This window comes from Tenacibaculum soleae (genome assembly GCF_030549005.1).
GTDB classification, from domain to species: domain Bacteria; phylum Bacteroidota; class Bacteroidia; order Flavobacteriales; family Flavobacteriaceae; genus Polaribacter; species Polaribacter soleae.
Window position 1 is genome coordinate 79,410 of record NZ_JAUOSW010000008.1, and the last position, 14,950, is coordinate 94,359.

Here is a 14,950-nt window from a genome sequence, read left to right on the forward strand (position 1 = left end):
TTTAGGTGGTTCAAAGATAAATTAATCCTGTTAAAATAGCGTTCTTATTTACGATTTCTACTTTTTTTGAGGCATTTTTTGGCGATTTTTCCGTAAACTTGGCAAACTTTTTAGATAAACAACAACATAACATGAAAAAAATATTAATACTTTTCATTGGATTTTCTTCGCTTTTACAAGCTCAGAAAAAAGATATTTCTTTAGAAGATATATGGAGAAAGGGCACATTTAGAGGCGATTATATGAATTCATTGAACTCAATGAATGGAGATTTTTACTCATTATTAAACTATAGTAACGGAAGTTCATCAGTAGATAAATACGATTATAAGACTTTAGAAAAAGTTGCAACAATTGTAGATAGTAAAGATTTAAACGGATTAAAATCATTTAGTTCTTATAGTTTTAATAGTGATGAAACAAAATTAATTTTAGGAACTAATTTTAAACCTATTTTTCGTCGTTCTTTTTTAGGAACTTTCTATGTGTATGATATTGCTTCAAAATCATTAAAATTGATTGGAGAAGATATTCAACGCCCTACTTTTTCGCCAGATAGCAAAAGAGTAGCGTATGCAAAAGATAATAATTTATTTATTAGAGATTTTTCTAGCAACACACTTGTTCAGATTACAAAAGACGGAGAAAAAAATAAAATTATTAACGGTATTACCGATTGGGTTTATGAAGAAGAATTCGGTTTTGTAAAAGCTTTTGAATGGAGCGCAGATGGTAGTAATCTTGCTTTTTTACGTTTTGATGAAAGTGCTGTGAAAACATTTTCTATGGATGTATATGGAAAAGGAAAATATCCTACACAAGATGTTTTTAAATACCCAAAAGCTGGCGAAGATAATGCAAAAGTAACCTTGCATGTATACTCGTTAAAAACAAACGGAACCGCAAAAATTATTTTTGGAGAATATGAATATATACCAAGAATTAATTGGACAAAAGATGATAATATTTTATCGGTACGTACTTTAAATCGTCATCAAAATGATTTAAAAATGTATTTTATAAATGCAAAAACATACGATACTACTTTAATTTTAAATGAAACAGATGCTGCTTATGTTGATGTAACAGATGATTTAACATTTTTAAATGATAATAGTTTTATATGGACAAGTGAAAAAGACGGATTCAACCATATTTACCATTACAACAATAAAGGAGAATTAATCAATCAAGTAACTAAAGGTAACTGGGAAGTAACCTCTTACTATGGTTTTAATGCTGATAAAAACACTGTTTACTACCAGTCAGTAGAAAATGGTTCAATAAATCGTGGTGTTTATAGTATTTCTTTAACTGGAGAGAATAAAAAAATAATTAGTAATCCTTCAGGAACAAACAGCGCCTCTTTTAGTAAAAACAATCATTATTTTATCAATACTTTTTCCGATGCAAATACACCAACAGTATATTCTTTAAGAAATGCCGATGGTAAAGTGTTAAAAACAGTAAAAGATAATGCTGCTTTAAAAGAAGTTATTGCTGGGTATAATTTAAGTAAAAAAGAGTTTTCTACAATTAATGTAAACGGAAACGACTTAAATATGTATACCATTAAACCTGCTAATTTTGATGCAAATAAAAAATACCCAGTATTAATGTATCAATACTCTGGGCCTGGTTCACAAAATGTAAAAAATAGCTGGAATGGAGCTAATGATTACTGGCACCAAATGTTAGCACAAAACGGTTATATTGTTGTTTGTGTTGATGGAAGAGGAACAGGTTTTAAAGGAAGAGACTTTAAAAAAGTTACTTATATGAATTTGGTAAAACACGAAACAGAAGATCAAATTTCAGTAGCTAAAAAATTAACTGAGTTACCATATGTAGATGCAAAAAGAATCGGTATTTGGGGATGGTCGTTTGGAGGACACATGAGTACTAACTGTTTATTAAAAGGAAATGATGTTTTTGCAGCAGCAATAGCAGTGGCACCTGTTACAACTTGGCGTTTTTATGATAGTATTTATACTGAGCGTTATATGAGAACTCCAGAAGAAAACCCTGCAGGATATGATGATAACTCACCATTAAACTACCCAGAGTTATTAAAAGGTAAGTATTTATTAATTCATGGTACAGGTGATGATAATGTACATGTGCAAAACGCTTACAGAATGGCAGAAGCTTTAATTCAAGCAAATAAGCAATTTGAATGGGGAATGTATCCTGATAAGAATCACGGTATTTATGGAGGTAATACACGTTTGCACCTGTATACTAAAATGACAAACTTTATTAAAAATAATTTATAAAATATGGACACAGTTAAACAAGAAGAGTTTTTGGGACATCCTAAAGGCTTGTATGTATTATTTTTCGTAGAAATGTGGGAGCGTTTTTCATATTACGGAATGAGAGCAATTTTAACATTGTATTTAGCAGCTCCTATATTATTAGGTGACCCACAATCTGGTTTTGGTTGGACAAATGCTGAAACAATTTCTTTTTACGGGACATATACAATGCTTGTTTATTTAACTTCTATACCTGGCGGTTGGATTGCTGATAAATTTATAGGACAGAAAAAAGCGGTAATGTTAGGAGGTCTTTTATTATGTATTGGTCATGGTATTTTAGCAGTTGATGCACAATGGGCATTTTTTACAGGACTATTATTTATTGTAATTGGAGTTGGTTTTTTAAAACCGAATATTTCAACAATGGTTGGTGGGTTGTATCCAAAAGGAGATGATAGAAGGGATAAAGGCTTTTATGTTTTTTACATAGGGATTAATTTAGGTGCTTTTTTTGGTGCTTTAGCTGTTGGAATTGTAGCCGCTGAGTATGGCTGGCATTATGGTTTTGGTTTAGCAGGTATTGGTATGGCTTTAGGGCAAATTGTATACATGTTCGGACTTAAATATTTAGAAGGTGTTGGGGAGTTTTTAGGTAAAAAAGATTCACCTGATAAAGAGTTAATGAAAAAGCCATTAACCAAAGTTGAAAAAGATAGAATGTTAGTAATGTTTTTATCATTTTTAATCATTATTGTTTTTTGGGGAGCTTTCGAGCAAGCAGGAGGCTTAATGAGTTTATATACAGAACAGAAAACTGATAGATTAATATCGTTTTTAGATTATCAATATGAAGTTCCAGCTGCTGTTTTTCAATCAGTCAATGCTTTTTTTATCATCGTTCTAGGTACATTAGTAGGAGGATTTTGGCATAAATGGGGAAGAAAAGGGAAAGAATCTTCTTCTTTATTTAAAATGGCAATTGGTGTAATTATTATGGCTTTTGGTTTTTTCTTTATGAGTAAAGCAAGCACTGAGGTGGTAATGAATGGAGATAATGTGGTTGAAAAATCAGCTATGACATGGTTGGTATTAGCGTATTTATTTCACACGATAGGTGAGTTATGCGCATCACCAGTAGCATTATCATTTATTACAAAATTGGCACCAGTAAAGTATGCGTCTTTTATGATGGGAGCTTATTTTGCTGCTACAGGATTAGGAAACAAAGTTGCTGGATTAGTAGGAGAAATGTCAGAAGGGGCTGGAGAGTTTCAAGTATTTACAGGTATAGCAGTGTTTTGTACATTGTTTGGAATACTAATTTTATTAATATTAAAACCTTTAAAAAGATTAACACACGGAGCTGAAGATATTGAGGTAACTTCAAAAGAAGAAACTGAAGGTTTTGAATTAGCAGACAATAACTAAAAATAAAATAAAGTCTTGTAATGTATTTGAGCATTACAAGACTTTTTCATTTATAAATTATATAACAAAAATATGAGTACAAACACTGTTAGATTTGAAGGTTCTGAGATGAACCGTAAGTTATTAATGGGACACCCATCAGGATTATTTGTCCTTTTTTTTACAGAAATGTGGGAGCGCTTTTCGTATTATGGAATGCGTGCAATTTTAGTATTATTTTTAACATCAGCAATTACAGGAGATAATCCAGGTTGGGGTTGGTCTAGAGAAGATGCTTTAGGGTTATATGGTACTTACACAATGCTTGTGTATTTTTCACCTATTATAGGAGGTTATTTAGCTGATAAATTTTTAGGATATAGATATGCGGTAGCTATAGGAGCATTAATTATGACAGTCGGACACGCTGCAATGGCTTTAGATACTCCCTGGAGTTTGTATTTAGGAATAGGGTTTTTAGTTGCAGGGAATGGTTTATTTAAACCAAATATTACATCTATTATTAACGGAGTTTACAAAAATGCACAAGATAAAAAAGATGGAGCCTTTACCATATTTTATATGGGTGTAAACGCTGGTGCATTTGTTGGGATATTACTTTGTGGATATGTGGGTGAGACATCTGGATGGCACTATGGTTTTGGACTAGCAGGAATATTCATGTTTTTAGGAATGTTACAATTTTGGTTTGCTCAAGGAATTTTTGGAAGTATTGGTTTGTCTCCATCTAAAACAATTGAATACAATGATGCTATTGATAACAATGAGGAAAAATTAGTTGAGGAAGAAAAAGTTCCGGCAAAGGTTCAAAGAGATAGATATATTGTTGTAGGTATTTTAGCATTTTTTACGGTATTCTTTTGGGCTGCTTTCGAGCAAGCAGGAGGGTCTATGACTATTTTTGCTGGAGATTATACAAACAGAGTTTTAGAAGGAGGGTCTGCCAATGTATTTAGAATTGCTAATACATTATTAACAGTAATTCCATTATTAATAATAACTTATGTTTTATTTCAATTGTTTAAAATAACTTTTAAAAAGTATGCATTGTCTAATCTTTTTTTAGGGGCTAGTTTTGCTATTATTTGGTGTATTGTTATTTGGATGTTAAAAAACCAATTTAGTGATGTTAAAACTGAGGTTCCGGCATCATGGTTTTCTATTTTAAACTCATTTTATATTATTGCTTTTGCACCATTAATTTCAAAAATATGGGAAAGTAAATTTAATCCACCAGCAACTGTAAAATTCGGAATGGGATTAGTTCTTTTAGGATTAGGTTTTGGTGTGCTAGCATACGGTTCGGCTGAAATACCACAAGGAGCACAAACAGCATCTGTAAGTATGATTTGGTTAATATTGGCTTATTTATTGCATACTTTAGGCGAGTTATGTTTATCACCAGTAGGTTTATCTTATGTATCTAAACTTGTACCAGCATCTACTATTGGTGTTATGTTTGGTCTTTGGTATATTGCTGTAGGTATGGGTAATAAGGCAGCAGGTTCAATGGGAGGTATGATTGATAAAATTACAGCTGCTTATGATATGAGTACATTCTTTTTAATTTTTACTATTGTACCAATACTGGCAGGAGTTATTTTAATGGGGTTAACTCCAGTAATTAAAAAACTAATGCACGGAGTGAAATAGTTAAATCACAAACGTTAAAATATATATAAAGCCTATCAAGAATAAAAACTTGATAGGTTTTTTTGTAAATTTGGAACACTTATTGAGACCAAAGAGATATGAGAAAAATAATTTTAGTAGCTGTATTTGCATTTATTTCAGTCGTAGTAAAAGCACAAGAAGAAGTTAATTGGTTAACTTTTGAAGAAGCGATAGAAAAAAACAAAGAAAACCCAAAGCCTATTTTAGTAGATTTATATACAGATTGGTGTGGATGGTGCAAAAAGATGGATAAAACTACCTATAAAAATGAGGTTATCGTTAAGTATATTAATGATAATTATTATGCAGTAAAAATGGATGGTGAAGGAAAAGAAGATATTACTTTTAAAGGTAAAACTTATAAGTTTGTACAACAGGGTAGAAGTAAATATCATGAATTAGCTGCTGCTATTTTAAAAGGAAAAATGAGTTATCCTTCTACTGCTTTTTTTACTCCAAAAGAGCAATTAATTCAAGCAGTTCCTGGTTATTTAGATGAAAAAAAGTTTGAAAAAATTTTAGCATATTTTGCAAAAGACAATTATAAAAAAACTAAGTGGCAAAAATTTTCAAAAAACTTTAAAGGGACTATCTAATTAGTTTTTAAAAAGAATATATGCTCCGTTTTGTCCAGTATGATGAAACGGAATTTTTTGTTTTCTACAAGTTACCTTCCATTGGTTTATATAACTCTTGTAATTACTTCCGTCAGCAACTATTTGTTTAGGTTTTAAGATGTTTATCAAGCGAGTTAAATTAATTTTAGGAGAATGTTGTAATATCACAATAGGGTTTTTAGTACCAATATTATAAACACCTAAACTATCAATGATTATAATTTCATCAGAATTAAACTTAAAGTAATTAGGTATTTTATTAGTAAACTTACTTCTTACATTTTCATTTATCTGATAATCTATAATTGCTTTGTTAGCAGTTATTTTAAGACTATCCAAGTTGTGAAAAACACATAGTTGATTCCCATTTCTTTTTGCTAAAATATTTTTTCTACTTCTATTAAAAACTATAAATTCCTGTTTTTGTTGTCGATCCCTTTTTTCGAAAATAAACACGGTTTGTATAATAACGATGGATGTAAATAAAAACAACAGTTGTTTTGCTTTTCTAACAAGTATAAATTGATACGTAAATATGATTATAAAATACCAGCAAATCATTTCGTAAAAAGACATCGATATTTCTTGCCATAAAAAAGTTTCTTGATTTGCAATCCCATCAACTATTTTATTCATTAAAGAAATAACAAATCCGTAAATATCAACAAGAAATTGCGGGAGTAAATTTAACAACGCAAATAATATAACTAAAATTCCGCCGATTAAGATACCGCCTAAAAAAGGAATGATTAGTAGATTTGATATAATAAAAAGCCCAGGAAATTGATGAAAATAATACAAGCTAACAGGTAATATTCCTACTTGTGCAGCAACAGAAACTGTAAGTAAACTCCAAACTTTATCGAGCAACCAAAGTTTAGGTTTGTATAGTAGTGGTTGTATCCAAATAATTCCGAAAACAGCCAGATAACTTAATTGAAAACCTACATCAAATAAAAACATAGGTTTTACTAATAATAAAAGAAACATCGAGCTTATTAATGAATGTTCTACGATTCTTTTTTTCTTAAAAGAAGCACCAAAGGCAATAAATGTAAACATAGTAACTGCTCTAACAACTGAAGCTGATAAACCAGCGATAAAAGCAAACATCCATAGTAAAATAACGACGAGTATTGCTTTTATTGTTGCTCCATATTTTAAACGCTCTAAAGGTTTAAATAAAGATGATAACAGGAGTAAGATAATACCGATATGTAAACCAGAAATGGCTAAAATATGTACAGCTCCAGCATTGATATAACTTTCAAGAAGGTTTTTAGAAATATCTTGACGCTGCCCTAATAACAAAGCATTAATTACTGAAAGTTGATCTTTAGTAAAAGAGTATCTTTTTAAGGAAGTTTGTATTTTATTTCTGAATTGTGCGGATAATCCATACAAAGAAACAGTTTCTTTTTGTAATACTTTATATTCTTTTTTATGGATGAAAATCTGTTGATAGATATACTGTTTATCTAAGTATTTTTTGTAATTAAATTGATGCAGATTTAATGGAGCTGTTAAGTTTTTAAAATCAGGTTTTAAAAAGATACGATCATCAATAGTTAAAGTTGTAGAAACGCTGTCTTTTTTTAGATTTATTAAAATCGATCCACTAGTTTTTTTAGAATCAACTTGAGTTACATCGGCAATAAATTTATGATTGTAATTGTCTGATTTTAAAACTTTATGAATACTTACTATTGCTGTTGAATTGTTAGAGATATGATATTGGTAATAATCGTTGTAATTTTTAGGGTTGTGTATAAATACAGATGAAATTCCGATAATTATAAAAAAGAACAACGCATTAATAGAAAACAACTTTCGAAATTTCTTTCTTTTTAATACGTATAAAAAAAGTAGAAATAAGAGTGTACATGCAATTAGATAATTAAAATCATAATACCATATACGATTGTAATACTGTAAAATAATCCCAATTATCAAACAAATCAGAAATTGAAAAGGTAAATATTCAATTAGTTTTTTCATAGCTCACTAAAGTTAGTGAAAAATAATTAGCTATTTATAAGTTGAATTAAATGTAAAAAAAGTGTAAAAATTAAGGTTTTACACTTTTTTTACATTTAATTTTCAGATACTTATGTACTAATAAGTATATTTACTATGTAAAAGAAGACATTTATGAGAACAAAAATTTTTATTTCAACAAGTTTATTAATTATTACAAGTTTTATCATATTTAGTTTTATAGATAAGAAAGATTATCAAAAAAAGGTTGCCCTAAAAAACTGTGCGGACGTTATGTCTACAGGTTTTAGTAATACGATTTTAAAACCAACTCCTATAAGAAAACTTACGTATTCCGTAAGGAGTGCAAACAATAAAACAACTACAAAAGGTATTTTAAGTAAAGCTAAAACAGTAAAAGAAATATTTGAGTATTATCCTTCTAGTTGGATTGAAGAATATGTTTTAGTTGAAATTACAAGAATTAGTAATAATAAAGAAAAAAAAGAATTAAGTAAAAATGTAGCTTTAACAAGTAAACAACAGGCACTCTTAAAGAGTGCAAAGGTTGGTGATGATATGTTAGTTAGAATCGTTTATAAAACGAAAAACTCTGTGAAAAAGGGAGTAGATACTAGCGAAATAAAAAAAAGAGTAACGATTGTTCCTGATGTTCCAGCTCGTTTTAAAGGAGGAGAAAATGACTTAACAGTATATTTAAGAAATAATAGTAGTACTGAGATTAGAAATTGGGAATTTGAATCAGGACAAAGTACTAAAATTACATTTACGGTTGATGAGAAAGGTGAGACGACCAGTATAAAAGTAACAGAATCTTCAAGAGTGATTTCTGTAGATAAATCTATAATACAATTACTAGAACAAATGCCTAAGTGGATGCCTGCAAAAAACAACAAAGGAAAGTTGGTAAAACAACAATTTGAATTAACGATTGGAGACGCAGGTTGTTAATTTTAATAAGAATGGTATTTAGAAAAAGAAATAAAAAAAGCAACCAAATTTGGTTGCTTTTTTATTTCTTTAAAAGAATATTTATACTATTTCAACAAATAAACCATCGTCTGTTTTTTCAACTTTCGCTAATTTGTTTTTGGTTAAACCCTTAATGGTTTTGTCCCATTTTTTGTTTGATAAGCCACTTTGCGTTTTTAAATCATTTAAAGCAATATTTTCAGCCTTTTCAATCAATGCTAACACTGCTTTTTCATCATCATTTAATTCAACAGCAGGAGCTTTTTTTTCAGGTCTCATTTGAGGGAAAAACAATACTTCTTGTATTGATGGATTGTTTGTTAAGTACATAATTAAACGGTCCATACCAATTCCTAAACCAGATGTTGGAGGCATACCGTATTCTAAAGCACGTAAAAAATCATGATCTATAAATTCACTCGCTTCATCATCACCACGTTCAGCTAATTTAAGCTGCGCTTCAAAACGCTCGCGCTGATCGATAGGGTCGTTTAACTCAGAATAAGCATTGGCAATTTCTTTACCACAAACCATTAATTCAAAACGTTCTGTTAATTCAGGGTTGTCTCTGTGTTCTTTACATAAAGGCGACATTTCCTTCGGATAATCAGTAATAAAAGTAGGCTGAATGTAATTTCCTTCACATTTTTCACCAAACATTTCATCAATTAATTTTCCTTTACCCATGGTTGCATCAACCTCAATACCCATTTCTTTAGCAGCTTCAAAAAGCTCACTTTCAGATTTTCCGGTAATATCAAACCCTGTAAAATGTTTTATAGAATCGGCCATGGTAACTCTTGCGTACGGTGCTTTAAAATCTACCTCGTGTTCACCAAAAGTAGTTTTTGTTGTTCCGTTTACAGCAATAGCACAGTGCTCTAATAAGCGCTCTGTAAAATCCATCATCCAGTTGTAGTCTTTGTAAGCTACATAAATTTCCATCGCTGTAAATTCAGGATTATGAGTTCTATCCATTCCTTCGTTTCTAAAGTTTTTAGAAAACTCATACACACCATCAAAACCACCAACAATTAATCTTTTAAGATATAATTCGTTAGCAATACGCATGTATAAAGGCACATCTAAAGCATTATGATGCGTTACAAAAGGTCTTGCAGAAGCACCACCAGCAATAGGTTGTAAAACAGGAGTTTCAACTTCAAAATAACCAGCGTTATTAAAAAAGTTACGCATTGCAGTAAACAACTTTGTACGCTTAACAAACACATCTTTTACATGGGGGTTTACCACTAAATCGGCATAACGCTGACGGTAACGCATTTCAGGGTCTGTAAACCCATCAAACGTATTTCCTTCAGCATCGACTTTAGGTAGTGGTAAAGGTTTTAATGATTTACTTAACAATTTAAAGCCTTTAACCATTACGGTTTTTTCGCCTACTTTGGTAGTAAATAACTCACCTTCAATACCAATAAAATCACCAATATCTAGTAGTTTTTTATATACTTCATTGTACAAGGTTTTATCTTCGCCAGCACAAATTTCATCACGATTAAAATATACTTGAATTCTTCCATCGCTATCTTGTAATTCAGCAAAAGAAGCTTTTCCTTGAATACGACGACTCATTAATCTACCAGCAATTACCACCTTTTTACCTTCTTCAAATTCGTTTTTAATACTTGTTGAATTTGAATCTAATGGAAATAAATCAGCAGGGTACGGATTAATACCTAATTCGCGTAGTTTCCCTAACTTTTCTCTACGTACAACTTCTTGTTCTGATAATTGCATGGGTTGTTTTTTATAATTTTTAATGAAGCTGCAAAGATACAATCAATTGCAGAATTAAACAACGCTAAACAAATGCAAGTTTTTACAGAAAAAAATAAAAAAATTTGGTAGTCTTAAAAATGGTTGTATATTTGCAGGCTGCTTTTTTTTAAAAGTAGCATTTAGTTGTGTTGTTAGGCACTTTAAATAGTGTCATGGTTTTGTTAACCAATGGAAAGCTTCCCTGAGATGGGTTGCTTTTTTTTTGTTCTAAATTTAAAATAATCTATTTTTTTTGAAGCTATTTCCCGCTTTTCGCACTCGCTCTCTGCGAGGAGCTCAAACAAATACTACAATCGGGGCTAAGCTTATTTACTAAGTGTTTAACTTAAATAAAAGCATTTCTGTATTCCCAAAGAGTAGTAAAAAACAAAACAAAATAAACAACAGCAATCGAAAATTTAATGGTTGCTGAAGTAATAAAACCAAGCAAAGCTCCAAACGATGCTTTTAAAGCTCTGCTGGTATCTTTGCTGTCATAAATTAATTCGCCAATTAATGCTCCTAAAAAAGCACCGATTATAATTCCGAAAGGAATAGGAGATAATAAACCAATAATTAGTCCGATCGTTGTACCGTATACTCCGTATTTAGTGCCCCCAAAACGTTTGGCTCCCATGGCAGGAATAAAATAATCTAGAATAAATATAATAACAGCAATAGCTAAGGTGATTCCTAAAAACCACCAATCTTGCGGAATTACTTTTGTTAAGTGCAGTAATAATAAGCCAATCCAACTTGTAATTGGGCCAGGTAAAACTGGTAAAAAAGCACCAATGATTCCTAAACAAACAAAACAAAAGCCTACTAAAATTAAAAACACATCCATATAAAAACTATTAATTATCTAACTATAAGACGAAAATAAGAATTGTTTGTTACATATTTGTAACTAAAAAATTAGTTTTAACTAATTTTTTAGTTATATTTGAATCGAAGTTATTAAAACATACAGTATGAATAAACAATTAACAAAAGCCGAAGAGCAAATAATGCAAGTTTTATGGGAGTTAAAAGAGGCATCTGTAAAAAATGTAATTGAAGAATTACCCATTCCGAAACCAGCATACAATACAGTTTCAACAATTATCAGAATTTTAGAAACTAAAGAATTTGTTGGGCACAGAACAAAAGGAAGAGGTTATGTGTATTATCCTTTAATTGAAAAATCTTCTTATAGTAACCAAAGCTTACATAAGTTAATGGATGGTTATTTTGGAGGTTCGTTTAAAAGCATGGTGTCGTTTTTTATGAAAGAAAACGAAATGAATATTAACGAGCTTGAAAGTATTTTAAAAGAAGTTAATAAAAACAAAAAGTAATCGTTAGTTCGAGTAAATTTTGAAATATGAAAAATTTGTATCGAGAGCATTTTACAAGTTTATCTCTATCAATAAAACTCAAAGTGATAACATAAAATAAAGACTCATGATAAATTATATAATTCAAGTCATCTTATTTCAGGTGTTATTTGTGGCAGTATATGATTTCTTTTTTAGTAAAGAAACTTTTTTCACTAAAAACAGGTGGTATTTATTAAGTACATCGGTTATTTCATTTTTATTACCACTTTTTAAAATACCAACCATACAAAAAGTAGTTCCGTTAGAATACACCATTTTATTACCCGAAGTAGTTTTGTCGCCACAAAGTGTATTAGAAAAAGCAGCTTGGTATCAATCTATAAACTATTTAGATGTTTTGTTTGTAGCGGGGAGTTTACTTTTTTTAACCATTTTTATTATAAAACTACAGCGAATAGTTCGTTTGATTTTTAAATACGGAAGCGAAAACAGACAGGCATACAAATTAGTGTTGTTGCCTAAAAATGCAAAAGCTTTTTCGTTTTTCAATTATATCTTCTTAGGAAAAGGGATTCCTACTGAAAAGCAAGAAAAGATAATTGAACACGAATTAGTTCACAGTACACAAAAACACACCTTAGATTTATTGTTTTTTGAGTTTTTAAGAATATTCATGTGGTTTAATCCGATGGTGTATGTGTATCAAAACCGCATATCGTTAGTACACGAATATATTTCAGATGATGTGGTAAGTAAAGCAACCGAAAAAGAAAATTACATTAATAATTTATTAGCTGATATTTTTCAGGTAGAAAACATCTCATTCGTAAATCAATTTTATAAACATTCATTAATTAAAAAAAGAATTATTATGATGACAAAAGGAAAATCAAAACAAGTGAAGCAATTAAAGTATTTATTATTAATTCCGTTGCTGGCTAGTATGGTGCTCTACACAGCGTGTAGTGATAATGAAAAAAAAGAATCCGAAGAAGAACTGATGACAATTTATAATAGTAAAGAAGGTAAATTAACATCAATAAAAGGAGAGAAAACTAGCTTACTAGATTCTTATTATGGAGATAGTAAGGTAGATTTAGGAAAAGAATTATCTATAAAGGAATTATCTGAAGAAGAAAAACAAGAGTTTTTTAATATAAGGGATAAAGTTAATTCGAGTAAAATTGGTTCAACGATGAATGTGAAAATTTTCTCAGGATTTAATGGACGAAAAATTATTGCTCATTTATTTGATTTCTCAAAAAGTGAAAGAAAAAAACACATAAAAGGCGAGGATATTCCATTTTCAATCATAGAAAATGCACCAACGTTTCCAGGTTGTGAAGAAGGAAATAAAAGTTGTTTAAATAGAAGTTTACAGGATTTTGTAAAAGAAAATTTTGATGTCAAATTAGCAAATGCTTTAGGGTTGAAATCAGGAAAAAAGAAAATTTATGTACAGTTCAAAATAGATAAAGATGGTAGCATTACAGATGTAAAAGCAAGAGCACCACACCCGAAACTAAAAGAAGCGGCAATGGAAATGATTAAAAAGTTACCCCAAATGAAACCAGGTGAGCATGAAGGTAAAAAAGTAAAGGTCGGATATGTGTTACCAATATCATTTATAGTTGAGTAAAATTATATGAAAAATAAAATTTTAAGTATTGTTCTTATTATTTCATTTTTAAAAGTCGGGGCGCAAACCTCGGCTTTTAAATCTATTGATAACTTGGTACATATTGGTCGTTATCAAAAAGCATTAATACAACTTAAAAAATTGCCTGAGAATTATAAATCAAACAAAAAAATTGCAAGTATTTATAGTTCGATAGATAATTATAAACAAGCATCTAAATATTACGAAAAAGCGCTTTTATTAAAAGACGAATATTCTACTAAAATAGCCTTAGGTAAAAGTTATCAAAAAGAAAAAAAGCTGCAAAAAGCAATTAAAATTTTTGAAGAAATTACTGCTGATGATTCAGATAATTTATTAATAAAGTATAGGTTAGGAAAACTGTATTTACAAACAAAGCAACCTAAAAAAGCTAAAAAGGTTTTTGCTTTTTTACTACAAAAAGATAAAACTAATGCAAGTTATCATTATCAAATAGGGATTGCGTACGCAATGCTAAAAAAGAGAGATTTAAAAATTAATAGTTTTTTAGATACCTATAAGAATGATAATGAACATATAAAAGCAATTCATCAGTTGGCAGTCGCGTATACACTTTTAAGGGATAAAGATTCGTCAAATTTATTTATTGATAAAGGGTTAAAAGTAAATACAAACCATGTTGCTTTAAATAGATTAAAAATTAATAAGCTATATAGGAGTAAACAATACTTAAAAGCTATTGACTTATTGGAAAAAATTGATTCATTAGAGCCAAACGAGCACTACACAAAAAAAATGTTAGGACGCAGTTTTTTTAAATTAAAAGACTATGAAAATGCAAGAAATAATTTTAAAAAAGCATTAAAAATAGATAGAGCAGATTTTAAATCATACACGTATTTAGGCGATATTGATTTTGCTGAAAAAGACTATAAAAGTGCTCGTTTTAACTATTGGTTTGCAACATTTGTGGGTAAAGAAGCGCGTGATACAGAATATTATCAGATAGCTAGAGTTTATAAAGAGTTAGGTGAGCCTAAAAAAGAAATGAATGCGTATAAAGATGCTTATGATGAAAATTATAAAAACTACAGAGCATTGTTTCAGTTGGCAAATACTTCAGAACATTTTTATAAGGATAAAAGGATAGCCTATAAATATTATAAAAACTATATGAACAAGTTTAGAACAAGTGATTCTTTATTAACGAGTCAAGTAAAAACAAGATTAAAGGAAATTAAAAAGTTTTATTTCTTAAAAGGCGAGGTGTTAGAGTAA

At 29.9% G+C, this 14,950-nt stretch carries 11 protein-coding genes; 8 read left to right on the forward strand and 3 right to left on the reverse strand.

What is annotated here, in order from left to right:
- The first annotated feature begins 131 nt into the window (after positions 1 to 131).
- From Q4586_RS11755 to Q4586_RS11770, 4 genes are all read left to right on the forward strand, one after another.
- On the forward strand, positions 132 to 2,276 hold the full coding sequence (locus tag Q4586_RS11755) for a S9 family peptidase (protein WP_303529149.1): 2,145 nt from the start codon (positions 132 to 134) through the stop codon (positions 2,274 to 2,276).
- Between the two features lie 3 nt (positions 2,277 to 2,279).
- Positions 2,280 to 3,689, forward strand: coding sequence for a peptide MFS transporter (locus tag Q4586_RS11760; RefSeq protein WP_068701230.1), 1,410 nt, complete (start codon positions 2,280 to 2,282; stop codon positions 3,687 to 3,689).
- A 72-nt stretch (positions 3,690 to 3,761) separates the two neighbouring features.
- Positions 3,762 to 5,342: a peptide MFS transporter gene (locus tag Q4586_RS11765; RefSeq protein WP_068701228.1), complete on the forward strand. Its 1,581-nt coding sequence runs from the start codon at positions 3,762 to 3,764 to the stop codon at positions 5,340 to 5,342.
- 98 nt (positions 5,343 to 5,440) lie between these two features.
- On the forward strand, positions 5,441 to 5,959 hold the full coding sequence (locus Q4586_RS11770) for a thioredoxin family protein (protein ID WP_068701226.1): 519 nt from the start codon (positions 5,441 to 5,443) through the stop codon (positions 5,957 to 5,959).
- Here Q4586_RS11770 and Q4586_RS11775 read toward each other — a convergent pair whose 3' ends face one another.
- Complete coding sequence (locus Q4586_RS11775) at positions 5,960 to 7,978, reverse strand: ComEC/Rec2 family competence protein (RefSeq protein ID WP_303529154.1); 2,019 nt, start codon at positions 7,976 to 7,978, stop codon at positions 5,960 to 5,962.
- 153 nt (positions 7,979 to 8,131) lie between these two features.
- Here Q4586_RS11775 and Q4586_RS11780 point away from each other — a divergent pair, with 153 nt between their 5' ends.
- Positions 8,132 to 8,929 carry an energy transducer TonB gene (locus tag Q4586_RS11780; RefSeq protein WP_068701222.1) on the forward strand — a complete coding sequence of 266 codons (798 nt, stop codon included), beginning with the start codon at positions 8,132 to 8,134 and terminating at the stop codon, positions 8,927 to 8,929.
- 81 nt (positions 8,930 to 9,010) lie between these two features.
- Here Q4586_RS11780 and lysS read toward each other — a convergent pair whose 3' ends face one another.
- Together lysS and Q4586_RS11790 are read right to left on the reverse strand one after the other, a co-directional pair.
- Positions 9,011 to 10,708 (reverse strand): lysine--tRNA ligase, encoded by a 1,698-nt coding sequence (gene lysS / locus Q4586_RS11785; protein ID WP_068701220.1) that lies wholly within the window; start codon positions 10,706 to 10,708, stop codon positions 9,011 to 9,013.
- Positions 10,709 to 11,075: 367 nt separating this feature from the next.
- A complete protein-coding gene (locus tag Q4586_RS11790) occupies positions 11,076 to 11,576 on the reverse strand; it encodes a DUF456 domain-containing protein (RefSeq protein ID WP_068701218.1) in 501 nt (166 codons plus the stop codon).
- 127 nt (positions 11,577 to 11,703) lie between these two features.
- On the opposite strand from Q4586_RS11790, the gene Q4586_RS11795 reads away from it, so the two are divergent.
- The 3 genes from Q4586_RS11795 (at position 11,704) to Q4586_RS11805 (ending at position 14,950) form a co-directional block, all read left to right on the forward strand.
- A complete protein-coding gene (locus tag Q4586_RS11795; protein ID WP_068701216.1) occupies positions 11,704 to 12,069 on the forward strand; it encodes a BlaI/MecI/CopY family transcriptional regulator in 366 nt (121 codons plus the stop codon).
- Between the two features lie 106 nt (positions 12,070 to 12,175).
- The gene (locus tag Q4586_RS11800; RefSeq protein WP_068701214.1) at positions 12,176 to 13,690 is read left to right on the forward strand and encodes a M56 family metallopeptidase; all 1,515 of its coding nucleotides are present in this window, start codon (positions 12,176 to 12,178) and stop codon (positions 13,688 to 13,690) included.
- A gap of 6 nt (positions 13,691 to 13,696) precedes the next feature.
- A complete protein-coding gene (locus Q4586_RS11805; RefSeq protein WP_084442976.1) occupies positions 13,697 to 14,950 on the forward strand; it encodes a tetratricopeptide repeat protein in 1,254 nt (417 codons plus the stop codon).